26 protein-coding genes are annotated in these 23,424 nt (G+C 52.0%); 17 read left to right on the top strand and 9 right to left on the bottom strand.

The genetic code is table 11. The features are described from left to right. Positions 1-106: 106 nt before the first annotated feature. Complete coding sequence (gene malZ, locus AACS80_RS15795; RefSeq protein ID WP_135409601.1) at positions 107-1,924, top strand: maltodextrin glucosidase; 1,818 nt, start codon at positions 107-109, stop codon at positions 1,922-1,924. A gap of 4 nt (positions 1,925-1,928) precedes the next feature. On the opposite strand, the gene acpH is transcribed toward malZ, so the two are convergent. After that, positions 1,929-2,510, bottom strand: a complete 582-nt coding sequence (gene acpH, locus AACS80_RS15790) for an ACP phosphodiesterase (RefSeq protein ID WP_130223247.1) — start codon at positions 2,508-2,510, stop codon at positions 1,929-1,931. A gap of 92 nt (positions 2,511-2,602) precedes the next feature. Here acpH and queA point away from each other — a divergent pair, with 92 nt between their 5' ends. The 8 genes from queA to yajD all read left to right on the top strand — a co-directional run bounded on the left by queA (position 2,603) and on the right by yajD (position 9,171). Next, on the top strand, positions 2,603-3,673 hold the full coding sequence (queA, locus tag AACS80_RS15785) for a tRNA preQ1(34) S-adenosylmethionine ribosyltransferase-isomerase QueA (protein ID WP_138183865.1): 1,071 nt from the start codon (positions 2,603-2,605) through the stop codon (positions 3,671-3,673). Positions 3,674-3,727: 54 nt separating this feature from the next. Further along, positions 3,728-4,855 carry a tRNA guanosine(34) transglycosylase Tgt gene (gene tgt / locus AACS80_RS15780; protein ID WP_000667317.1) on the top strand — a complete coding sequence of 376 codons (1,128 nt, stop codon included), beginning with the start codon at positions 3,728-3,730 and terminating at the stop codon, positions 4,853-4,855. Between the two features lie 22 nt (positions 4,856-4,877). Further along, entirely contained in the window at positions 4,878-5,210 is a 333-nt protein-coding gene (gene yajC / locus AACS80_RS15775; protein ID WP_000007629.1) for a preprotein translocase subunit YajC, read from the top strand. A 27-nt stretch (positions 5,211-5,237) separates the two neighbouring features. Beyond that, a complete protein-coding gene (gene secD, locus AACS80_RS15770) occupies positions 5,238-7,085 on the top strand; it encodes a protein translocase subunit SecD (RefSeq protein ID WP_130206228.1) in 1,848 nt (615 codons plus the stop codon). A gap of 10 nt (positions 7,086-7,095) precedes the next feature. Next, a complete protein-coding gene (gene secF, locus AACS80_RS15765) occupies positions 7,096-8,067 on the top strand; it encodes a protein translocase subunit SecF (protein WP_130206230.1) in 972 nt (323 codons plus the stop codon). A 152-nt stretch (positions 8,068-8,219) separates the two neighbouring features. After that, on the top strand, positions 8,220-8,462 hold the full coding sequence (locus AACS80_RS15760) for a type II toxin-antitoxin system ParD family antitoxin (RefSeq protein WP_001226938.1): 243 nt from the start codon (positions 8,220-8,222) through the stop codon (positions 8,460-8,462). After that, positions 8,455-8,736: a type II toxin-antitoxin system RelE/ParE family toxin gene (locus tag AACS80_RS15755; RefSeq protein ID WP_135409602.1), complete on the top strand. Its 282-nt coding sequence runs from the start codon at positions 8,455-8,457 to the stop codon at positions 8,734-8,736. The genes AACS80_RS15760 and AACS80_RS15755 overlap by 8 nt, the downstream gene beginning before the upstream one ends. Before the next feature lie 87 nt (positions 8,737-8,823). Further along, on the top strand, positions 8,824-9,171 hold the full coding sequence (gene yajD, locus AACS80_RS15750) for an HNH nuclease YajD (RefSeq protein WP_000974823.1): 348 nt from the start codon (positions 8,824-8,826) through the stop codon (positions 9,169-9,171). A gap of 216 nt (positions 9,172-9,387) precedes the next feature. On the opposite strand, the gene tsx is transcribed toward yajD, so the two are convergent. Together tsx and AACS80_RS15740 are read right to left on the bottom strand one after the other, a co-directional pair. Continuing rightward, positions 9,388-10,272 carry a nucleoside-specific channel-forming protein Tsx gene (tsx, locus tag AACS80_RS15745; protein WP_116836751.1) on the bottom strand — a complete coding sequence of 295 codons (885 nt, stop codon included), beginning with the start codon at positions 10,270-10,272 and terminating at the stop codon, positions 9,388-9,390. 297 nt (positions 10,273-10,569) lie between these two features. Beyond that, positions 10,570-11,112 carry a DUF3251 domain-containing protein gene (locus tag AACS80_RS15740; protein WP_131160972.1) on the bottom strand — a complete coding sequence of 181 codons (543 nt, stop codon included), beginning with the start codon at positions 11,110-11,112 and terminating at the stop codon, positions 10,570-10,572. Positions 11,113-11,262: 150 nt separating this feature from the next. Between AACS80_RS15740 and nrdR the strand changes: the two genes are divergently transcribed. From nrdR to pgpA, 6 genes are all read left to right on the top strand, one after another. Next, positions 11,263-11,712: a transcriptional regulator NrdR gene (gene nrdR / locus AACS80_RS15735; protein ID WP_064527125.1), complete on the top strand. Its 450-nt coding sequence runs from the start codon at positions 11,263-11,265 to the stop codon at positions 11,710-11,712. Between the two features lie 3 nt (positions 11,713-11,715). Then, the gene (gene ribD / locus AACS80_RS15730; protein ID WP_135409603.1) at positions 11,716-12,819 is read left to right on the top strand and encodes a bifunctional diaminohydroxyphosphoribosylaminopyrimidine deaminase/5-amino-6-(5-phosphoribosylamino)uracil reductase RibD; all 1,104 of its coding nucleotides are present in this window, start codon (positions 11,716-11,718) and stop codon (positions 12,817-12,819) included. An 88-nt stretch (positions 12,820-12,907) separates the two neighbouring features. Then, complete coding sequence (gene ribH, locus AACS80_RS15725; RefSeq protein WP_001021161.1) at positions 12,908-13,378, top strand: 6,7-dimethyl-8-ribityllumazine synthase; 471 nt, start codon at positions 12,908-12,910, stop codon at positions 13,376-13,378. A 19-nt stretch (positions 13,379-13,397) separates the two neighbouring features. Next, positions 13,398-13,817, top strand: a complete 420-nt coding sequence (gene nusB / locus AACS80_RS15720) for a transcription antitermination factor NusB (protein ID WP_000801121.1) — start codon at positions 13,398-13,400, stop codon at positions 13,815-13,817. Between the two features lie 78 nt (positions 13,818-13,895). Beyond that, entirely contained in the window at positions 13,896-14,873 is a 978-nt protein-coding gene (gene thiL / locus AACS80_RS15715) for a thiamine-phosphate kinase (RefSeq protein WP_135409604.1), read from the top strand. Further along, a complete protein-coding gene (pgpA, locus tag AACS80_RS15710; protein ID WP_130223239.1) occupies positions 14,851-15,369 on the top strand; it encodes a phosphatidylglycerophosphatase A in 519 nt (172 codons plus the stop codon). The genes thiL and pgpA overlap by 23 nt, the downstream gene beginning before the upstream one ends. Before the next feature lie 53 nt (positions 15,370-15,422). On the opposite strand, the gene yajO is transcribed toward pgpA, so the two are convergent. From yajO to xseB, 4 genes are read right to left on the bottom strand one after another with little or no spacing between them, the layout of a single operon-like run. Further along, the gene (gene yajO, locus AACS80_RS15705) at positions 15,423-16,397 is read right to left on the bottom strand and encodes a 1-deoxyxylulose-5-phosphate synthase YajO (protein WP_135409605.1); all 975 of its coding nucleotides are present in this window, start codon (positions 16,395-16,397) and stop codon (positions 15,423-15,425) included. 54 nt (positions 16,398-16,451) lie between these two features. Further along, a complete protein-coding gene (gene dxs, locus AACS80_RS15700) occupies positions 16,452-18,314 on the bottom strand; it encodes a 1-deoxy-D-xylulose-5-phosphate synthase (RefSeq protein WP_135409606.1) in 1,863 nt (620 codons plus the stop codon). A gap of 24 nt (positions 18,315-18,338) precedes the next feature. Continuing rightward, entirely contained in the window at positions 18,339-19,238 is a 900-nt protein-coding gene (gene ispA / locus AACS80_RS15695; protein WP_131160975.1) for a (2E,6E)-farnesyl diphosphate synthase, read from the bottom strand. Next, the gene (gene xseB, locus AACS80_RS15690) at positions 19,238-19,480 is read right to left on the bottom strand and encodes an exodeoxyribonuclease VII small subunit (RefSeq protein WP_001124935.1); all 243 of its coding nucleotides are present in this window, start codon (positions 19,478-19,480) and stop codon (positions 19,238-19,240) included. The genes ispA and xseB overlap by 1 nt, the downstream gene beginning before the upstream one ends. A gap of 205 nt (positions 19,481-19,685) precedes the next feature. Between xseB and thiI the strand changes: the two genes are divergently transcribed. Continuing rightward, complete coding sequence (gene thiI / locus AACS80_RS15685) at positions 19,686-21,134, top strand: tRNA uracil 4-sulfurtransferase ThiI (protein WP_130206242.1); 1,449 nt, start codon at positions 19,686-19,688, stop codon at positions 21,132-21,134. 53 nt (positions 21,135-21,187) lie between these two features. Here thiI and yajL read toward each other — a convergent pair whose 3' ends face one another. Continuing rightward, positions 21,188-21,778, bottom strand: a complete 591-nt coding sequence (yajL, locus tag AACS80_RS15680) for a protein deglycase YajL (protein ID WP_001276309.1) — start codon at positions 21,776-21,778, stop codon at positions 21,188-21,190. Further along, positions 21,741-22,652, bottom strand: coding sequence for a 2-dehydropantoate 2-reductase (gene panE, locus AACS80_RS15675; protein ID WP_130206244.1), 912 nt, complete (start codon positions 22,650-22,652; stop codon positions 21,741-21,743). The genes yajL and panE overlap by 38 nt, the downstream gene beginning before the upstream one ends. 167 nt (positions 22,653-22,819) lie before the next feature. Between panE and yajQ the strand changes: the two genes are divergently transcribed. Continuing rightward, positions 22,820-23,311, top strand: coding sequence for a nucleotide binding protein YajQ (gene yajQ / locus AACS80_RS15670; protein WP_001138904.1), 492 nt, complete (start codon positions 22,820-22,822; stop codon positions 23,309-23,311). Positions 23,312-23,424 lie beyond the last annotated feature (113 nt).

Here is a 23,424-nt window from a genome sequence, read left to right as displayed (position 1 = left end):
CCGAAAATTATCCGCCCCCGTCCTCCTCCCCCAAATATCCTTCAGATGATGAGTGATCCTGCATTAGGCTATGGCAAGGTGAACACATTTTCATCACAGGGGAATTATGATGTTAAATGCATGGCACCTGCCGGTGCCCCCATTTGTTAAACAAAGCAAAGATCAACTGCTCATTACACTGTGGCTGACGGGCGAAGAGCCGCCACAGCGCATTATGTTGCGCATGGAAAACGATAACGAAGAAACATCAATACCGATGCATAAACAGCGCAGCCAGCCGCAGCCTGGTGTGACGGCGTGGCGGGGAGCGCTCTCTCTCGTCACCGGGCAACCACGGCGGCGCTACAGTTTCAAATTGCTGTGGCACGATCGCCAGCGTTGGTTTACGCCGCAAGGTTTCAGCCCAATACCACCAGCACGGCTGGAACAGTTTGCCGTCGATGTGCCGGATATCGGACCACAATGGGCGGCGGATCAGATTTTTTATCAGATCTTCCCGGATCGTTTTGCCCGGAGTCTGCCTCGTAATGCCGATCAGGATCATGTCTATTATCATCACGCCGCCGGGCGGGAAATCATATTGCGTGACTGGGATGAACCGGTCACGGCACAGGCGGGCGGATCAACGTTCTATGGCGGCGATCTGGACGGGATAAGCGAAAAACTGCCGTACCTGAAAAAGCTCGGCGTGACGGCGCTGTATCTTAATCCGGTGTTTAAAGCACCCAGCGTGCATAAATACGATACCGAAGATTATCGCCACGTCGATCCGCAGTTTGGCGGCGACGGGGCGTTGCTGCGTTTGAGACACAACACGCAGCAGCAAGGAATGCGCCTGATGCTGGACGGCGTGTTTAACCACAGTGGCGATTCTCATGCCTGGTTTGACAGGCACAATCGCGGGACGGGCGGCGCTTGCCATAACCCCGAATCGCCCTGGCGCGACTGGTACTCGTTTCGCGATGACGGCACGGCGCTCGATTGGCTGGGCTATGCCAGCCTGCCAAAACTGGATTATCAGTCGGAAAGTCTGGTGAATGAAATTTATCGCGGTGAAGACAGCATTGTCCGTCACTGGCTGAAAGCGCCGTGGAATATGGACGGCTGGCGGCTGGATGTGGTGCATATGCTGGGGGAAGCGGGCGGGGCGTGCAATAATTTGCAGCATGTCGCTGGCATCACTGAGGCGGCGAAAGAAACCCAGCCAGAAGCGTACATTGTCGGTGAATATTTTGGCGATGCGCGGCAATGGTTACAGGCCGATGTGGAAGATGCATCGATGAACTATCGGGGCTTTACTTTTCCGCTGTGGGGCTTTCTCGCTAATACCGATATCTCTTACGATCCGCAGCAGATTGACGCTCAAATCTGTATGACCTGGATGGACAATTACCGTGCCGGGCTTTCTCATCAACAGCAACTGCGTATGTTTAACCAGCTCGATAGTCACGATACCGCGCGATTTAAAACGTTACTCGGACGGGATGTTGCGCGTCTGCCACTGGTGGTCGTCTGGCTGTTCACCTGGCCTGGTGTGCCGTGTATTTATTACGGCGATGAAGTGGGGCTGGACGGCAATAACGATCCATTTTGTCGTAAACCGTTTCCCTGGGACCCGGAAAAACAAGATACGGAACTATTCGCGCTGTACCAGCGAATGATTGCGCTGCGTAAGAAGAGCCTGGCATTGCGTCGTGGCGGCTGTCAGGTGTTGTATGCGGAAGATAACGTGGTGGTGTTTGTGCGTGTGCTCAATCAGCAGCGTGTGCTAGTGGCAATCAACCGTGGTGAAGCGTGTGAAGTGGTGCTACCCGCATCGCCGTTGCTTAATGTCGCGCAATGGCAATGCAAAGAAGGGAACGGACAACGGGTAGATGGGATCCTGACGTTGCCCGCGATATCAGCCACGGTGTGGATGAATTAATACATTACAACGCTTTGCGTGACGCTTGCTCCATCATCCGCGGATAAAATTGCCAGAAGCGGGTTTCAAGGGCGTCGTAATGGGTGTCTAAATCGTACCAGGAGTCACGCAGAGCATCCAGACGTGGGCGACGGCTTGCCATGCCGTTTAACACGCTCTGGATGAAATCCATATCGCGATAGCGCACCAGCCATTGCTCTGACCACAAGTAGTTATTCAGATTGATAAAGCGCGGCGGTGAGTCCGGCAGAATGGTCATCACTTGTTCGCGGGCATAACAGACAAATTCCTGTAGCGGAAAGTCCGGCGACAACTGCGACCAGTGGCGGGAAAGAAAGTGATCCCACATCACATCCAGCGTAATAGGCGCAACGCGGCGAGTTTCGTTGCGAAACCACTCCCGCGCTTCGCGGACTTCCGGCAGATTGTCGGTTAACACATCGATACGCCGATGCATATGAATACCTGCAACCACGTCGGGCGGAAAACTTTCGTCAGGATTTCCGCGAACAAAATCAGCCAGTAAATTGCCGGAAAGCGAACTTTCAGCGAGATGGGCTAAATGCAGGTGAGCTAAAAAATTCATCGATTATATTCTATCCAAAGGGGGGTAAAGGTTGCAGGGAGAGCGCCCCGGCACTAGACTACCCGCCTCTTATTTTAGTCTGAGTCAGTGTCATGCGCGTTACCGATTTCTCCTTTGAATTGCCCGAATCCCTGATTGCCCACTATCCCATGCCTGAACGCAGTAGCTGTCGTTTACTGTCGCTGGACGGGCCGACGGGCGCGCTGACGCACGGTACTTTCACCGATTTATTCGACAAGCTCAACCCCGGCGATCTTCTGGTTTTTAACAATACTCGCGTGATCCCGGCGCGCCTGTTTGGGCGTAAAGCCACTGGCGGTAAAATTGAAGTGCTGGTTGAGCGGATGCTCGACGACAAACGCATTCTCGCGCATATTCGCGCCTCGAAAGCGCCAAAACCGGGCGCGGAGCTACTGCTGGGCGATGACGAAAGCATCAAAGCAACAATGACCGCTCGTCATGGCGCGCTGTTTGAAGTCGAATTTAACGATGAGCGCTCGGTGCTGGATATTCTCAACAGAATCGGCCATATGCCACTGCCGCCGTACATCGACCGTCCGGACGAAGATGCAGACCGCGAACTTTATCAAACGGTTTATAGCGAAAAACCAGGCGCGGTAGCAGCACCGACCGCCGGACTGCACTTTGACGAACCGCTGCTGGAAAAATTGCGCGCCAAGGGCGTGGAGATGGCATTCGTGACTCTGCATGTGGGGGCGGGTACCTTCCAGCCGGTACGCGTCGACACCATTGAAGACCACATCATGCACTCGGAATATGCAGAAGTGCCGCAGGATGTGGTTGACGCAGTGCTGGCTGCGAAAGCGCGTGGTAACCGGGTGATTGCGGTTGGCACCACCTCTGTTCGCTCGCTTGAGAGTGCGGCCCAGGCGGCGAAAAACGATCTGATTGAACCGTTTTTCGATGATACACAAATCTTTATCTATCCCGGCTTCCAGTACAAAGTAGTCGATGCGCTGGTGACTAACTTCCATCTGCCGGAGTCAACGCTGATTATGCTGGTTTCCGCATTTGCCGGTTATCAACACACCATGAACGCCTATAAAGCGGCAGTAGAAGAGAAATATCGCTTTTTTAGTTACGGTGATGCGATGTTTATCACGTACAATCCGCAGGCAATTAATGAGCGCGTCGGGGAGTAATTCCGCGGCGCTGGTTTAAACGTTGGACTGTTTTTCTGACGTAGTGGAGAAAAAATGAAATTTGAACTGGACACCACCGACGGTCGCGCACGCCGTGGCCGCCTGGTCTTCGATCGTGGCGTAGTGGAAACGCCTTGTTTTATGCCTGTTGGCACCTACGGTACCGTAAAAGGGATGACGCCGGAAGAAGTTGAAGCCACTGGCGCGCAAATTATTCTGGGTAACACTTTCCACCTGTGGCTGCGCCCGGGCCAGGAAATTATGAAACTGCATGGCGATCTGCACGATTTCATGCAGTGGAAAGGCCCGATCCTTACCGACTCCGGCGGCTTCCAGGTCTTCAGTCTTGGCGATATTCGTAAAATCACCGAACAGGGCGTGCACTTCCGTAACCCCATCAACGGCGATCCGATTTTCCTCGATCCCGAAAAATCGATGGAGATTCAATACGATCTTGGCTCAGACATCGTCATGATTTTTGACGAGTGTACGCCGTATCCTGCTGACTGGGATTACGCGAAGCGCTCTATGGAGATGTCGCTGCGTTGGGCGAAGCGTAGCCGCGAGCGTTTTGACAGTCTCGGCAACAAAAATGCGCTCTTTGGTATCATTCAGGGCAGCGTTTACGAAGATTTACGTGATATCTCTGTTAAAGGTCTGGTAGATATCGGTTTTGATGGCTACGCTGTCGGCGGTCTGGCAGTGGGTGAGCCGAAAGCAGATATGCACCGTATCCTGGAGCATGTGTGTCCGCAAATTCCGGCAGACAAACCACGTTACCTGATGGGCGTTGGTAAACCGGAAGACCTGGTTGAAGGCGTGCGCCGCGGTATCGATATGTTTGACTGCGTAATGCCAACACGTAATGCGCGTAACGGTCATCTGTTCGTGACCGATGGCGTGGTGAAAATCCGCAATGCGAAGTATAAGAGCGACACTGGCCCGCTCGATCCTGAGTGTGATTGCTACACCTGTCGCAATTATTCACGTGCCTACTTGCATCATCTCGACCGTTGCAACGAAATATTAGGCGCGCGACTCAACACCATTCATAACCTTCGTTACTACCAGCGTTTGATGGCGGGTTTACGCAAGGCTATTGAAGAGGGTAAATTAGAGAGCTTCGTAGCTGATTTTTACCAGCGTCAGGGGCGAGAAGTACCACCTTTGAACGTTGATTAATATTAATAATGAGGGAAATTTAATGAGCTTTTTTATTTCTGATGCGGTAGCGGCAACGGGTGCTCCGGCACAAGGTAGCCCGATGTCTTTGATTTTGATGCTGGTGGTATTCGGTCTGATTTTCTATTTCATGATCCTGCGCCCACAGCAGAAGCGCACCAAAGAACACAAAAAGCTGATGGACTCCATCGCGAAAGGTGATGAAGTGCTGACGAACGGTGGCCTGGTCGGTCGCGTAACCAAAGTAGCAGAAAACGGCTACATTGCTATCGCGCTGAATGACACCACTGAAGTAGTTATTAAACGTGACTTCGTAGCCGCCGTTCTGCCGAAAGGCACCATGAAGGCGCTGTAATTAAAATTTTTCCCTAAGGGAATTGCCGTGTTAAACCGTTATCCTTTGTGGAAGTACGTCATGCTGATCGTGGTGATTGTCATCGGTCTGCTGTATGCGCTTCCCAACCTGTTTGGTGAGGATCCGGCTGTTCAGATCACTGGCGCGCGCGGAGTCGCCGCCAGTGAGCAAACGCTGATCCAGGTCCAGAAAACGTTACAAGAAGAAAAAATAACTGCTAAGTCTGTGGCACTGGAAGAGGGCGCTATTCTTGCGCGCTTCGACTCCACTGACACCCAGCTACGCGCCCGTGAAGCATTAATGGGCATTCTGGGTGACAAATATGTCGTGGCGCTTAACCTTGCCCCGGCCACGCCGCGCTGGCTGGCAGCTATTCACGCTGAGCCGATGAAGCTCGGTCTTGACTTGCGTGGCGGCGTTCACTTCCTGATGGAAGTGGATATGGACACTGCGCTTGGCAAACTCCAGGAACAAAATATCGATAGCCTGCGCAGCGATCTGCGTGAAAAAGGCATCCCGTATACCACTGTTCGTAAAGAAAATAATTACGGTCTGAGCATCACTTTTCGCGATGGCAACGCCCGTGATGAAGCTATTGCATATCTGAGCAAGCGTCATCCAGATCTGGTCATTAGCAGCCAGGGTAGCAACCAGCTGCGTGCGGTCATGAGCGATGCGCGTCTCAGTGAAGCGCGTGAATATGCGGTGCAGCAGAACATTAACATCCTGCGTAACCGTGTAAACCAGCTTGGTGTGGCGGAGCCTGTAGTACAACGTCAGGGCGCAGACCGCATTGTCGTTGAGCTGCCTGGTATTCAGGATACCGCTCGCGCGAAAGAGATTCTTGGCGCTACCGCGACGCTGGAATTCCGTCTGGTGAATACCAACGTTGACCAGGCTGCTGCTGCATCTGGACGCGTACCGGGCGACTCTGAAGTGAAACAGACCCGCGAAGGTCAGCCGGTTGTGCTGTACAAACGCGTGATTCTGACCGGTGACCATATCACCGATTCCACTTCCAGCCAGGACGAATACAACCAGCCGCAGGTTAACATCTCGCTCGACAGCGCAGGTGGTAACATCATGTCTAACTTCACTAAGGACAACATCGGCAAACCGATGGCGACCCTGTTTGTGGAGTATAAAGACAGCGGTAAGAAAGATGCTAATGGTCGTGCGGTTCTGGTGAAACAGGAAGAGGTGATTAACATCGCGAATATCCAGTCTCGTCTGGGTAACAGCTTCCGTATCACTGGTATCAACAACCCGAACGAAGCGCGTCAGCTGTCGCTGCTGCTGCGTGCCGGTGCGTTGATTGCACCGATTCAGATTGTTGAAGAACGTACCATTGGTCCGACCCTGGGTATGCAGAACATTGAACAGGGGCTGGAGGCATGTCTCGCCGGTCTGCTGGTTTCTATTCTGTTCATGATCATCTTCTATAAGAAGTTTGGTCTGATTGCGACCAGTGCTCTGATTGCGAACTTGATCTTGATTGTCGGCATTATGTCGCTGCTGCCTGGCGCGACGCTGAGTATGCCGGGGATCGCGGGTATCGTCTTAACCCTTGCGGTAGCGGTCGATGCGAACGTACTGATCAACGAACGTATTAAAGAAGAATTAAGCAACGGGCGTACTGTTCAGCAGGCAATTGATGAAGGTTATCGTGGCGCGTTCAGTTCCATCTTCGATGCGAACATCACCACGCTGATTAAAGTCATCATCCTGTACGCAGTGGGTACCGGGGCAATTAAAGGGTTCGCGATTACTACCGGTATCGGTGTGGCGACGTCGATGTTTACCGCGATTGTCGGTACGCGTGCCATCGTAAACCTGCTATATGGCGGCAAGCGCGTCAAGAAGCTGTCAATCTGAGGAGTGCGATGTGGCACAGGAATATACTGTTGAACAACTAAACCACGGCCGTAAAGTCTATGACTTTATGCGCTGGGACTACTGGGCTTTCGGCATCTCTGGTCTGCTGTTAATCGCCGCGATCGTCATTATGGGCGTGCGCGGTTTTAACTGGGGGCTGGATTTCACCGGTGGTACGGTTATTGAAATTACGCTTGAAAAACCGGCTGAAATCGATGTAATGCGTGATGCATTGCAGAAAGCGGGCTTTGAAGAGCCGATGCTGCAAAACTTCGGTAGCAGCCACGACATCATGGTCCGCATGCCGCCAGCTGAAGGCGAAACCGGTGGTCAGGTGCTGGGCAGCAAAGTTCTGAAGGTGATTAACGAAGCTACCAATCAGAACGCGGCGGTGAAGCGTATTGAGTTCGTCGGTCCGAGCGTAGGGGCAGACCTTGCGCAAACCGGTGCGATGGCGCTGATGGCGGCACTGCTGTCTATCCTTGTATATGTCGGTTTCCGCTTTGAGTGGCGACTGGCGGCAGGGGTAGTAATCGCGCTGGCGCACGACGTTATCATTACGCTGGGTATTTTGTCGTTATTCCATATCGAGATTGACCTGACCATTGTGGCATCGTTGATGTCGGTTATCGGTTACTCGCTTAACGACAGTATCGTGGTATCGGACCGTATTCGTGAAAACTTCCGCAAAATCCGTCGCGGTACGCCTTACGAAATCTTTAACGTGTCCTTGACCCAGACGCTGCACCGTACTTTGATCACATCCGGTACCACCTTGATGGTTATCCTGATGCTGTATCTCTTCGGTGGCCCGGTGCTGGAAGGCTTCTCGCTGACCATGCTGATTGGTGTAACCATCGGTACCGCATCTTCCATCTATGTTGCATCTGCGCTGGCCCTGAAACTGGGTATGAAGCGTGAGCATATGCTGCAACAGAAAGTGGAAAAAGAAGGGGCGGACCAGCCGTCAATTCTGCCGTAAGGGTGTTTTTAAATCCGTTCAGTTAAAAAACCGTGGCGTATTTACGCTGCGGTTTTTTTTCGATTGTTGCTTATTGTACTGAATACAGCTTTGGTTGTAGAAAGAGTTCTGACATATACTTTGTATTAATAGTTAATACGTGGAGATCGCTTATGCGCAAAATTACCTCAGTAAGCGTTGGCGAACAATTAGATAGTTTTATTACCCGGATGGTTCAGTCTGGTCGTTATGGCTCGGCCAGTGAAGTGATGCGTTCGGCGCTTCGTCTATTGGAACAACAAGAATCCAGGGATGAAGCTGTCAGAAATGCTGTTATTGAAGGTCTTGAGAGCGGTGAAAGTTCGATGACGCTTCGTGATATCGCAGCAGAAAGGAAGCAAAAACATCGTGTATAAGCTTAGCGGAAAAGCTGTTGAAGATTTCAGAGGGATCTATGACTACACGCTGGGAAAGTTTGGTGAGGAGCAGGCGGATCGCTATACCGACTCTCTCGGCATTTTTCTGGATACACTCTCTCAAATGCCCGAGATAGGGCAAGACTATGATGCGATTCCAGAGGTAAAGAAGATCGCATTCAGGTTTCACACTGTTTATTACATTATAAGAGTAGATGACATTCTCATTGCGCGTATTCTTCATCAGCAGATGGAACCTCGCCGTCACTGGTAATGTGAGAATTTCTTTACTCAGGATTGCGAAAATCCCCGCATCTTGGGAAACTGCGCGTAACCCTACATTTCATCCAGGTAACTTTTCATGGCTATCATCCCAAAAAACTATGCGCGGTTAGAAAGCGGCTATCGCGAAAAAGCATTAAAACTCTATCCGTGGGTCTGCGGTCGCTGTTCCCGCGAGTTTGTCTATTCCAACCTGCGTGAACTTACCGTTCACCATATTGATCACGACCATACCAATAATCCGGAAGATGGTAGTAACTGGGAATTGCTTTGTCTCTATTGCCATGATCATGAGCATTCGAAATATACCGAAGCGGATCAGTATGGTACGACGGTTATCGCAGGGGAAGATGCGCAGAAGGATGTCGGTGAAGCGAAATACAACCCGTTTGCTGATTTAAAAGCGATGATGAATAAGAAGAAGTAATAAAAAATGCCGGATATAAAATCCGCTATTTGAGCTTTGTGACAAACGAAAAATTGCCTGATACGCTACGCTTGTCAGGCCTACGTAATCTCAGCAATGTATTGAATTTTCGTGCTTTTGTAGACCAGATAAGGCGTTTGCTCCGCATCCGGCATGAACAAAGCGCACGTTGCCGACAATCTGAAATGCCGGGAATAAATCCCGGCATTTTCACAATCAGAAGTTGTAACCTACCACCAGGTAACCACCCCAGCCGGTAGAGCGAACGTTGAAGTTGCCGTTACCGAAGTTCAGCTCTGCATCATCGTTCCACTGACCACCGTCATGCCAGTAACGTGCAACGACAGAGTAGTGCCAGTGATCGTAGTTCAGCGCCAGAATATGGCTGGAAGCGATGGAGTTATTGCTGCGCGTCTTAATACCGTTGATTGCGTTACCGCTGTCATCACCCAGATCGGAACCCCAGTCGAAGTTGGTGAAGCCGATGTAGCTCAGCTGACCGCCCCACAGATCGGTAATCGGCACAAAGTATTTAATTTTGAAACGGTAACCGTCCCACTCGTTTTCGTTCGCTGCGCCGTAGTTCTGCCACTGGTATTTCGCATACACGTTCATGGACAGGCTCATCGGCAGGCCAGTGTCGATGTCAGTACCCAGACCCATATACCAGGTGCTCTGGCGACCATCTTTGTTACGGCCCATGTCGTAAATGTAGTTGTTCGCGAAGTACCACTCTTTGAACGGACCGAAGCTAAGGTCAGTATTGGTCAGCTTATCGATGGAGAAACGCGGTTCGATTTCCATAAACAGCGGAGAACCGTGGTTCCAGATACCTTTGGCATCGGAGTTACCGCCGAAGAATACCGGCGCATCCGCGTAACCATAGAAATCGAACCAGTCTTTTTTAGCGAATGCTTCATACTCCAGGTAAGTATCGTTACGGATCTGCGGTCCGAAACGGGTGTGATAGCTACCAACTACGTTAACGCTCTGGTGCCACCAGTCGGAAAGGTACTGCGGTTTATCGTTTTCAGCTGCGTTGACAGTAAAAGACGAAGAGAGCGCCAGTACCGCACCGGCTGCCAGTAATGTTTTTTTCATATGTATGCCACTGTTTGAAAATCCCTTACGGGAGTGAAAAAGGCGCAAATTGCGTTTCTAAATATTTCCTATACAGAGGAGCCTATTATAAAAATCATTGCTCACAAAAATATGTTGTATTTCACAGTTCTATCATTTACGTAATCGATTGCGTTCACGAATACACATATTCGGGCGGGAATTGTACTGACTTTCACCCTTGTTGCAAACTTTTACTATCAATCTGGGTGATGTAAGCAGAGTAACAAAATGAAGGGGGAGGATGTTGCGGGACGCACAAAACGCCCCGAAAAACGTTTACTGCATAACAGGTTGAATGTCGTGGATGCGTACAAAGCCTAACTGATCCACAGAAATGCCCTTTAACTGTAACGGAATGTCAACATCACTGGGCGCGAGGAGGCTGGCCGGCGCGTTAATCAATTGATTCTGCACATTGATTTCCTGAAAGTTGTCGATTGTTCCCTGAATTTGCCCATATTCAACGGTTCCGCTGAAAGCGGGTAAGGGATCATTGGACTCACCCTGAATACGCAGCGTCAGAGTGGTGCCATCTGCAATTGGCGTAATATTCACCAGCGACATACGTAAAGTGCCAATTTGGCTTTCCAGCCGTGCCGGTGTGTTTGCACCAGGCAACAGGTAAACCCCACTGCTGGATTTTGCGTTCAGCGTATTTTGCTGGGTGATTTTGATAGTTTCTTTGTTGAGCTGAGTCATCTCTTTATTCAACGTGTTGACGCTGTGTTTCATCTGGCGTACTTCGCTTTGCTGTACGCAGGCGCTCAGGCTGAACAGGCTTCCCAGCAGGAATAGTCGAAAACATACTTTAATGTTCATAGGTCGTCCCTTTCTCGTCACAATTAGCCTAATGGTAGAGGCTTAAAGCCGTGAAAGCATCGATCCTTTATCTCAAAAGCGTTGCGCCTTTGTTGTATCGTCAGTTCAGGGTAAAATAGATTTCTATTAACCACCTGGTCAGGACGCCGTATGCATTGCCCATTCTGTTTCGCCGTGGACACTAAGGTAATTGACTCTCGTCTCGTGAGCGAGGGCTCTTCCGTACGCCGCCGTCGGCAGTGTCTGGTGTGTAATGAACGTTTCACTACTTTTGAAGTTGCGGAACTGGTTATGCCGCGTGTCGTGAAAAGCAACGACGTGCGCGAACCGTTTAATGAAGAAAAATTGCGTAGCGGAATGCTGCGGGCGCTGGAAAAACGTCCGGTGAGTTCCGATGACGTCGAAATGGCGATCAACCATATTAAATCGCAACTCCGCGCCACTGGTGAGCGCGAAGTGCCGAGCAAAATGATTGGCAATCTGGTGATGGAGCAATTGAAAAAGCTCGATAAAGTCGCCTATATCCGTTTTGCCTCTGTCTATCGCAGTTTCGAAGATATCAAAGAATTTGGCGAAGAGATTGCGCGCCTGGAGGATTAAACCGTGCAGGACGAGTTATACATGGCGCGGGCGCTAAAGCTGGCGCAACGAGGGCGCTTCACCACTCACCCTAACCCGAATGTCGGTTGCGTCATTGTGAAAGATGGCGAAATTGTCGGTGAAGGTTACCATCACCGCGCGGGCGAACCGCATGCCGAGGTACACGCGTTGCGCATGGCAGGTGAAAAAGCCAAAGGCGCAACGGCGTATGTGACACTCGAACCTTGTAGTCATCATGGTCGTACGCCACCGTGTTGTGACGCATTAATTGCTGCTGGCGTGGTGCGCGTTGTGGCTGCGATGCAGGACCCTAATCCGCAGGTCGCTGGGCGTGGACTTTACCGTTTGCAACAAGCTGGCATTGACGTCAGCCACGGCCTGATGATGAGCGAAGCCGAGCAATTGAATAAAGGCTTCCTCAAGCGCATGCGCACCGGCTTTCCTTATATACAGTTGAAACTCGGCGCGTCGCTAGATGGCCGCACTGCGATGGCCAGCGGTGAAAGCCAGTGGATCACTTCACCTCAGGCTCGACGCGATGTACAACGACTGCGCGCGCAAAGTCATGCCATTTTAACCAGCAGCGCCACGGTGCTGGCGGACGATCCAGCCTTAACGGTGCGTTGGTCTGAACTGGATGAACAAACTCAGGCGCTCTATCCGCAACAAAATCTCCGTCAGCCGGTACGTATTGTGATTGATAGCCAAAATCGCGTGACGCCGGAACACCGCATCGTGCAACAGCCGGGCGAAACCTGGTTCGCGCGTACGCAGGAAGATTCTCGTGAATGGCCGGAAACGGTGCGTACTTTGCTGATTCCAGAGCATAAAGGTCATCTGGATCTGGTTGTGCTGATGATGCAACTCGGCAAGCAACAGATTAACAGTATCTGGGTGGAAGCGGGGCCAACGCTCGCTGGCGCATTGCTACAGGCGGGTTTAGTCGATGAGCTGATTGTCTATATCGCACCTAAACTATTAGGCAGCGACGCCCGCGGATTATGTACGCTGCCGGGGCTTGAGAAATTAGCCGACGCGCCCCAATTTAAATTCAAAGAGATACGTCATGTAGGCCCGGATGTTTGCCTGCATTTAGTGGGTGCATGATCTCCCGGCTCGAAAGGGAAGCAGCGCACGAAATATTATGCTAAAATCCGCCCCCCTGCGGGGCCATACTCGAACCCGAAGGAAGAAAATGAACATTATTGAAGCTAACGTTGCTACCCCGGACGCTCGCGTCGCCATCACCATTGCGCGTTTCAACAACTTTATCAATGACAGCCTGCTGGAAGGTGCAATTGACGCACTGAAACGTATCGGTCAGGTAAAAGATGAAAACATTACCGTTGTTTGGGTGCCTGGTGCCTATGAGCTGCCGCTGGCGGCGGGTGCACTGGCTAAAACCGGTAAATACGACGCGGTGATTGCGCTGGGGACGGTTATTCGTGGTGGCACTGCCCACTTTGAATATGTCGCTGGTGGTGCAAGCAACGGCCTGGCGCATGTTGCCCAGGACAGCGAAATTCCGGTTGCTTTTGGGGTTTTGACCACTGAAAGCATTGAACAAGCGATCGAACGTGCTGGCACCAAAGCTGGTAACAAAGGTGCAGAAGCTGCACTGACCGCGCTTGAAATGATTAATGTATTGAAAGCCATCAAGGCCTGAAATTAGTAAGGGGAAATCCGTGAAACCTGCTGCTCGTCGCCGCGCTCGTGAGTGTGCCGTCCAGGCGCTCTACTCCTGGCAGTTGTCCCAGAACGACATCGCTGATGTTGAATACCAGTTCCTGGCTGAACAGGATGTAAAAGACGTTGACATCCTGTACTTCCGTGAGCTGCTGGCCGGGGTGGCGACTAACACCGCATACCTCGACGGACTGATGAAGCCATATCTGTCTCGCCTGCTGGAAGAGCTGGGCCAGGTAGAAAAAGCGGTACTGCGCATTGCGCTGTACGAGTTGTCTAAACGTAGCGATGTGCCGTACAAAGTGGCCATTAACGAAGCGATCGAACTGGCGAAATCGTTCGGCGCAGAAGACAGCCATAAGTTCGTCAATGGCGTACTGGATAAAGCAGCACCTGTGATTCGCCCTAACAAAAAGTGATATCCAGGCCGGCAGAGTAACGGAAAAACAGTTCCGCACTCGCCGGCCTTTTCTTTTTTACCTGCTGAGGCATAACGTATGGCATGTGGCGAGTTCTCCCTGATTGCCCGTTATTTTGACCGTGTAAGAAGCTCTCGTCTTGATGTCGAACTTGGCATTGGCGACGATTGCGCACTTCTCAATATCCCCGAGAAACAGACCCTGGCGATCAGCACTGATACGCTGGTGGCGGGCAACCATTTCCTCCCTGATATCGATCCTGCGGATCTGGCATATAAAGCACTGGCGGTAAACCTAAGCGATCTGGCAGCGATGGGCGCCGATCCGGCCTGGCTGACGCTGGCATTAACTTTACCGGACGTAGACGAATCGTGGCTTGAGTCCTTCAGCGACAGTTTGTTTGAGCTCCTCAATTATTACGATATGCAACTCATTGGTGGCGACACCACGCGTGGGCCATTATCAATGACGTTGGGTATCCACGGCTTTGTTCCGATGGGACGAGCCTTAACGCGCTCTGGGGCGAAACCGGGTGACTGGATTTATGTGACCGGTACACCGGGCGATAGCGCCGCCGGGCTGGCGATTTTGCAAAATCGTCTCCACGTGGCGGATTGCAAAGATGCTGACTACTTGATCAAACGTCACCTCCGTCCGTCGCCGCGTATTTTACAGGGGCAGGCATTGCGCGATCTGGCAAATTCAGCCATCGATCTCTCTGACGGTCTGATTTCCGATCTCGGGCATATCGTGAAAGCCAGCGACTGCGGCGCACGTATTGATCTGGCGTTGTTACCATTCTCTGACGCACTTTCACGTCATGTTGAACCGGAACAGGCGCTGCGCTGGGCGCTCTCTGGTGGCGAAGATTACGAGTTGTGTTTCACTGTGCCGGAACTGAACCGTGGCGCGTTGGATGTCGCTTTGGGACATCTGGGCGTACCATTTACCTGTATCGGGCAAATGACCGCCGATATAGAAGGACTCTGTTTTGTTCGTGACGGCGAACCTGTCACGTTAGACTGGAAAGGATATGACCATTTTGCCACGCCATAAAGATGTCGCGAAAAGTCGCCTGAAGATGAGTAATCCGTGGCATTTGCTTGCTGTCGGATTCGGAAGTGGATTAAGCCCGATTGTTCCTGGCACGATGGGATCGCTGGCGGCGATTCCGTTCTGGTATCTGATGACCTTTTTACCCTGGCAGCTTTATTCGCTGGTAGTCATGCTGGGGATCTGTATTGGCGTTTATCTTTGTCATCAGACCGCGAAAGATATGGGCGTGCACGATCATGGCAGCATTGTCTGGGACGAATTTATCGGCATGTGGATCACTCTGATGGCGCTGCCGACCAATGACTGGCAGTGGGTCGCCGCCGGGTTTGTGATTTTCCGTATTCTGGATATGTGGAAACCGTGGCCGATCCGCTGGTTTGATCGCAATGTACATGGCGGCATGGGGATCATGATCGATGATATTGTCGCCGGGGTGATTTCCGCAGGCATCCTGTACTTTATCGGTCATCACTGGCCGTTGGGTCTTCTGTCATAGTTTTGCACCAGAGCCTGATGTGACGCTTGTTGCGTCTTATCAGGCCTGCATACCTATTTAAATCCCACTATCGGATGCGGTTTATAGGGTGTTTCCAGCTCGGCAATCTGTTCCGGCTTCAAGGTGATATCCACCGCGTTCAGTAGTTCATCAAGTTGTTCTTCCCGCGATGTACCAATAATGGGTGCAGCAATACCTGGTTTGCTCAACAACCAGGCCAGCGCAACTTGTGCTCGTGTCGCACCAAGTTCTTCACTGACGCCCGTTAACCGCTCTGCGATCTGCGCGTCATTTTCATCGCTTTCTTTATAGAGATTTTTCCCAACCTCATCAGACACCAGCCGTGCAGTGGTTTCTCCCCACGGACGAGTCAGACGTCCCCGTGCCAGCGGGCTCCACGGAATCACCGCCACGCCCTCCTGATAACACAGCGGCAGCATCTCACGCTCTTCTTCGCGATAAATCAGATTGTAGTGATCCTGCATACTGACAAACTGCGCCCAGCCGTGCTGTTTTTGTAGTTCCAGTGCCTGAGCAAACTGCGAAGCGTGCATTGATGACGCGCCGATATAACGTGCTTTCCCGGCTTTTACCACGTCGTTCAGGGCTTCCAGCGTCTCTTCGATCGGCGTGTTGTAATCCCAGCGATGAATTTGCAGGATATCGATATAATCCATGCCGAGACGGCGCAGGCTGTCGTCGATAGAGCGCAAAATTTGCGCACGGGATAATCCTTCCGGTAAATCACCAACGCGATGGAACACTTTGGTGGCAACGACCACGTCTTCACGACGGGCGAAATCCCGCAGTGCGCGACCGACGATCTCTTCGCTGCTTCCATCGGAATAGCTATTGGCGGTATCAAAGAAATTTATGCCGCCTTCCAGCGCGCGTTTAATGATGGGACGGCTGCTCTCTTCCGGCAGTGTCCATGCGTGATTACCGCGATCTGACTCGCCAAAGGTCATACAGCCGAGGCAAAGTCGGGAAACGCGAAGGTCGGTTTTTCCTAAGGGGTTGTATTGCATGCTGCCACTCCTGCCATGAATAATTTCTTAAGCATAGCAGGAGTGGAGTAGGGATTATGCCAGCCAGACCTTGATTTTGGCTTCCATACCGGCGGCATCGAGGCCGAGTTCGGCGCGCATTTCTTCCTGAGTTCCTTGCGGAATAAAGAAATCCGGCAGGCCAATGTTCAGCACGGGTACTGGTTTACGATGGGCCATTAGCACTTCGTTCACGCCGCTGCCTGCACCACCCATAATGGCGTTTTCTTCAACGGAAACCAGCGCCTCATGGCTGGCGGCCATTTCCAGAATTAACGCTTCATCAAGCGGCTTCACAAAACGCATATCGACCAGCGTAGCGTTCAGCGATTCGGCGACTTTCGCCGCTTCTGGCATCAGCGTACCAAAGTTAAGGATCGCCAGTTTCTCGCCACGACGCTTCACAATGCCTTTGCCAATTGGCAGTTTTTCCAGTGGCGTCAGCTCCACGCCGACCGCGTTGCCGCGCGGGTAGCGCACCGCTGACGGGCCATCGTTATAGTGATAGCCGGTATAGAGCATCTGGCGACATTCGTTTTCATCGCTCGGGGTCATAATGACCATTTCCGGTATGCAGCGCAGGTAAGAGAGATCAAAAGCACCCTGATGGGTTTGACCGTCAGCACCAACAATGCCCGCACGGTCGATGGCGAACAGGACCGGAAGCTTTTGAATTGCCACGTCATGCAGCACCTGATCATAGGCGCGTTGCAGGAAGGTGGAGTAGATCGCGACAATGGGTTTGTATCCACCAATCGCCAGACCCGCAGCAAAGGTCACTGCGTGTTGCTCGGCAATCGCCACGTCGAAGTAGCGATCCGGGAATTTACGTGAAAACTCGACCATGCCGGAGCCTTCACGCATCGCCGGAGTAATCGCCATCAGCTTGTTGTCTTTCGCTGCCGTTTCGCACAGCCAGTCGCCAAAGATTTTTGAATAGCTTGGCAAACCGCCACTACTTTTCGGCAAACAACCGCTGGAGGGATCAAATTTAGGCACGGCGTGGAAAGTGATTGGGTCTTTCTCTGCCGGTTCATAACCACGACCTTTTTTGGTCATGATATGCAGGAACTGCGGGCCTTTCAGGTCGCGCATGTTCTTAAGTGTGGTGATAAGCCCCAGCACATCGTGACCGTCAACCGGGCCGATGTAGTTAAAGCCCAGCTCTTCAAACAATGTGCCAGGCACTACCATGCCTTTAATATGTTCTTCGGTACGTTTGAGTAGCTCTTTAATTGGCGGCACGCCAGAGAAAACTTTTTTCCCGCCTTCGCGCAGCGAAGAGTAAAGCTTACCGGAAAGCAGCTGCGCCAGATGGTTGTTGAGCGCGCCAACATTTTCGGAAATCGACATTTCATTGTCGTTGAGGACCACCAGCATATCAGGACGGATATCGCCCGCGTGATTCATCGCTTCAAACGCCATGCCAGCGGTAATCGCGCCATCGCCAATGACACAGACGGTGCGGCGATTTTTGCCTTCTTTCTCGGCAGCAACCGCAATACCAATTCCGGCACTGATGGAGGTTGATGAATGCCCGACGCTTAAAACGTCATATTCGCTTTCGCCGCGCCACGGGAACGGATGCAGGCCGCCTTTCTGACGGATGGTGCCGATTTTGTCGCGGCGTCCGGTCAAAATTTTATGCGGATAAGCCTGATGCCCCACATCCCAAATCAATTGGTCAAACGGGGTGTTGTAGACATAGTGCAGCGCCACGGTCAGTTCGACCGTGCCCAGCCCGGAGGCGAAGTGCCCGCTGGAACGGCTCACGCTGTCGAGTAAATAGCGGCGCAGTTCGTCGCAGAGTTTCGGTAAACTCTCTTTTGGCAACAGTCGTAACTCCTGGGTGGAGTCGACCAGTGCCAGGGTCGGGTATTTGGCAATATCAAAACTCATCAGGGGCCTATTAATACTTATTGTTTATTTATTACGCTGGATGATGTAGTCCGCTAGCGCTTCCAGTGCCGAGGTATCGAGTGACTGTTCAGCCAGTTGTTTCAGCGACTGACGGGCATCGTCGATCAGATCCCGGGCTTTCTTCCGGGCTTGCTCAAGACCCAGAAGTGCAGGGTAGGTACTTTTACCAAGTTGCTGGTCGGCACCCTGGCGTTTTCCCAACGTTGCAGTATCTCCCACCACATCCAGGATGTCATCCTGAACCTGGAAGGCAAGGCCGATGCTCTCTGCGTACTTGTCGAGTACTGGCAGAGCATGACGTCCTTTATCTCCGGCGCTTAATGCACCAAGGCGAACGGCGGCGCGAATCAATGCGCCGGTTTTATGACGATGAATACGCTCGAGTGCGTCCAGAGGTACGTGTTTGCCTTCCGCATCTAAATCTAATGCCTGACCACCGCACATTCCGGCAATACCGCTGGCGCTCGCCAGTTCAGAAATCATCGAAATCCTGTCGCGGTCCGACACTTCCGGCATATCGGCATCGCTTAAAATCGAGAACGCCAGCGTTTGTAAAGCGTCGCCAGCGAGAATCGCGTTCGCTTCGCCAAACTTCACATGACAGGTCGGCAAGCCGCGACGCAGATCGTCATCATCCATTGCCGGTAAATCATCATGAATTAATGAGTAAGCGTGGATACACTCTACGGCGGCGGCGGGTGCGTCCAGAGTATTCAGACTTACGCCGAGCATTTGACCGGTGGCATAAACCAAGAAAGGTCGCAGGCGCTTACCACCTAATAATGCGCCATACTGCATGGTTTCTACCACGGGAGTGTTCTGAAAGGGCAGTGGGGCGATAAAACGGCTCAGCGCCTGGTTGGCCTGCTTAACGCAGGCTTCGAGTTGCTGCGGAAAGTCCATTACTCATTGTCCGGTGTAAAAGGGGTTAGAGAGGCGTCTTCATTGTCAGACAGCAGAATTTGTACGCGTTGTTCGGCTTGTTGTAATTTGGCCTGCCCCTGACGTGCCAGCTGCACGCCGCGTTCGAACTCGTTCAGCGCCTCTTCCAGCGGCAGGTCGCCACTTTCCAGGCGGGTTACAATCTGTTCCAGCTCGCTCAGCGCCTTTTCAAAGCTGGCGGGCGCCTCATTTTTCTTCGGCATAATGAATGTCTGACTCTCAATATTTTTCGCCCCGTCATGGTAACGGACTCAGGGCAAATAGCAAATAACGCGCAATGGTAAGGTGATGTGCGCAGCAAAGCGATGTTAGTGGTATACTTCCGCGCCTGGATGCAGCCGCAGGTGTGGGCTGCTGTATTTTTCCCTATACAAGTCGCTTAAGACTTGCCAACGAACCATTGCCGCCATGAAGTTTATCATTAAATTGTTCCCGGAAATCACCATCAAAAGCCAATCTGTGCGCTTGCGCTTTATAAAAATCCTTACCGGGAACATTCGTAACGTTTTAAAGCACTATGATGAGACGCTCGCTGTCGTCCGCCACTGGGATAACATCGAAGTTCGCGCAAAAGATGAAAACCAGCGTCTGGCTATTCGCGACGCCCTGACCCGTATTCCGGGTATCCACCATATTCTCGAAGTTGAAGACGTGCCGTTTACCGACATGCACGATATTTTCGAGAAAGCGTTGGTTCAGTATCGCGATCAGTTGGAAGGCAAAACCTTCTGCGTGCGCGTGAAGCGCCGCGGTAAGCATGATTTTAGTTCGATTGATGTGGAACGTTACGTCGGCGGCGGTTTAAATCAGCATATTGAATCCGCGCGCGTGAAGCTGACCAATCCGGAAGTGACTGTCCATCTGGAAGTGGAAGACGATCGTCTCCTGCTGATCAAAGGTCGCTACGAAGGTATTGGCGGTTTCCCGATCGGCACCCAGGAAGATGTACTGTCGCTCATTTCCGGCGGTTTCGACTCCGGTGTATCCAGCTATATGTTGATGCGTCGCGGCTGCCGTGTGCATTACTGCTTCTTTAACCTCGGCGGCGCGGCGCATGAAATCGGCGTTCGCCAGGTGGCGCATTATCTGTGGAACCGCTTTGGCAGCTCCCACCGCGTGCGTTTTGTCGCTATTAATTTCGAACCGGTCGTCGGGGAAATTCTCGAGAAAATCGACGACGGTCAGATGGGCGTTATCCTCAAACGTATGATGGTGCGTGCCGCGTCTAAGGTGGCTGAACGTTACGGCGTACAGGCGCTGGTCACCGGCGAAGCACTGGGTCAGGTTTCCAGCCAGACGCTGACCAACCTGCGCCTGATTGATAACGTCTCCGATACGCTGATCCTGCGTCCGCTGATCTCTTACGACAAAGAGCACATCATCAACCTGGCTCGCCAGATTGGCACCGAAGACTTTGCTCGCACGATGCCGGAATATTGCGGTGTGATCTCCAAAAGCCCGACGGTGAAAGCGGTTAAATCGAAGATTGAAGCGGAAGAAGAGAAGTTCGACTTCAGTATTCTCGATAAAGTGGTTGAGGAAGCGAATAACGTTGATATCCGCGAAATCGCCCAGCAGACCGAGCAGGAAGTGGTGGAAGTGGAAACCGTCAATGGCTTCGGCCCGAACGACGTGATCCTCGATATCCGTTCTATCGATGAACAGGAAGATAAGCCACTGAAAGTCGAAGGGATTGATGTGGTTTCTCTGCCGTTCTATAAACTGAGCACCAAATTTGGCGATCTCGACCAGAACAAAACCTGGCTGCTGTGGTGTGAGCGCGGGGTGATGAGCCGCCTGCAGGCGCTCTATCTGCGCGAGCAGGGCTTTAAGAATGTGAAGGTATATCGCCCGTAATTTGTGGTTTTTACGTCGCATCTGGTCAGATGCGACGTTTGCCGCATCCGACACTACTCGTAATAATTATAAATCCCTGCCGCCATCACCAGTTGTGATGCCACTTCATGGGCTTTTTCACGTCCAACCAGCAAGTCAATAATTTTCAGACCAAAGTCGATAGCTGTACCCGGCCCCTGGCTGGTCAGCAATTTTACTCGTGCATCCCAGACGACGCGCTTGTCCTGCCATTGTTCGGCGGGAATTTTATCTTTCAGCGTCGGGAAGCCGGTCATATTGCCAATCGGGAAGATATCGTGCGGCACCAGCACGGTGGCTGGCGCGGCGCAAATAGCCGCGACGATACGCCCGGAACGGTGGAACTGTTTAACGGTTTCAACCAGCAGGGTGCTATCGCGAAAACATTCCGCGCCTTTAATGCCACCAGGCAGCACGATCACGTCATATTCGCCATCGGCAACTTCGACCAGCGGCGCATCCGCCAGCAGCTTAACGCCGCGCGAGCAGGTAATCGCCAGGTTACCATCGCTGGCGACGCTGGCAGTGGTGACTTTGATGCCGCCGCGAACCAGCAGATCGATAGTGGTGACCGCTTCAGTCTCTTCACTACCAGGGGCGAGGCAAACCAGTGCCGATGCGCTCATATTCACTCTCCTTTCTTTTTACCATTTCAAACAGGCGGGTGTTTTCCGGTACGGCAATCCCATGCGCGCGGGCGCGGCGTAAGAGAAAACCATTGATATAGTCGATTTCAGTGTGGCGCAGCGCGTGGATATCCTGCAACATCGACGAGATATTTTCCGCTGTGGCATCAATCACCTGCATCACGTAATCACGCAAATCTTCCGCTGAAGTATGATGCCCTTCGCGTTCAATCACTGCCGCGACTTCTTCGCATATCTGCATAATTTCTTGCGGATGATGACGTAATTCACCGTTCGGGCAATTCCAGATGGCGGTTAGTGGATTAATCACACAGTTGACTGCCAGCTTGCGCCACAGCTCGGCGCGAATATTGTTATGCCAGGCAACGTCAGGTAATACGGTTTGTAAAATATCCGCCAGATAACTGTAATCGCCGTCCTGTTGCCGTGCCGGACCAATATGCGTGATACCGTTTGCCACATGAATAATGACATTTCCGTCGCGGCGCGCCGCATGGGTGGTCGTGCCCATCAGTAACGGCTGCTCAATGCTTTGCAACTCTTCGATGGTACCCATGCCGTTGTGAATTAACAGTATTGGCGTGGTTACAGGCAGTGTGGACGCGAGGCTTTTGACGGCATCGGAAACCTGCCATGCTTTCAGCGTCACCAGTAACAGATCGCTGGTGGCCAGAAAATCGGGATCGTTAGCGGTCAGAGACTCGTTAAATATCGAACCGTCAGTCTCAACCAGATTCACGCTACAATAAGGTTGCGGTACGCGCAGCCAGCCCTGAACTTCGTGACCCTGTTTGCAAAGTGCTGTAAGCCATAATTGCCCTAAGGCACCGCATCCCAATACGGTAATTTTCATTGTTCCTCCTCACCCGCAACCACTCCGGGTGTTCAATAAGGCTATCCCTTAATTGTGCATGCTGTTGCGACTATGCACAATTAAGGGATACGTCCTGGTGCAGGACTGTTGGTTATTTAACTTTGCAGGTATTATGCTTCGCATCAAAAATGAAGGGAGAGGAAAAGATGCCATCTTTCGATATTGTTTCTGAAGTTGATCTTCAGGAAGCGCGTAACGCGGTCGATAACGCGAGCCGCGAAGTGGAGTCCCGTTTTGACTTCCGTAACGTTGAAGCCTCATTTGAGCTGAACGACGCCAGCAAAACCATCAAAGTGTTGAGCGAGTCCGATTTCCAGGTCAATCAGTTGCTGGATATTCTGCGTGCCAAGCTGCTGAAGCGCGGCATTGAAGGCAGTTCGCTGGATGTACCGGAAAATATCGTTCATAGCGGTAAAACCTGGTTTGTGGAAGCGAAACTGAAACAGGGCATTGAGAGCGCGACCCAGAAGAAAATCGTCAAGATGATCAAAGACAGCAAACTGAAAGTGCAGGCGCAAATTCAGGGCGATGAGATCCGCGTAACGGGTAAATCTCGTGATGATTTGCAGGCTGTCATGGCGATGGTACGCGGTGGCGATCTCGGTCAGCCGTTCCAGTTCAAAAACTTCCGCGATTAATCGCGACAACATGCGCTTTGTTCATGTCAGATGCGGCATGAACGCCTGATTCGGCCTACAAAGGTTTGTAACTCAGAAGCTTTGTAGGCCTGATAAGCGTAGCGCAGCAGGCA

The organism is Escherichia sp. E4385, assembly GCF_963883145.1.
Lineage (GTDB): Bacteria > Pseudomonadota > Gammaproteobacteria > Enterobacterales > Enterobacteriaceae > Escherichia.
This window is presented reverse-complemented; position numbering and strand designations above follow the sequence as displayed.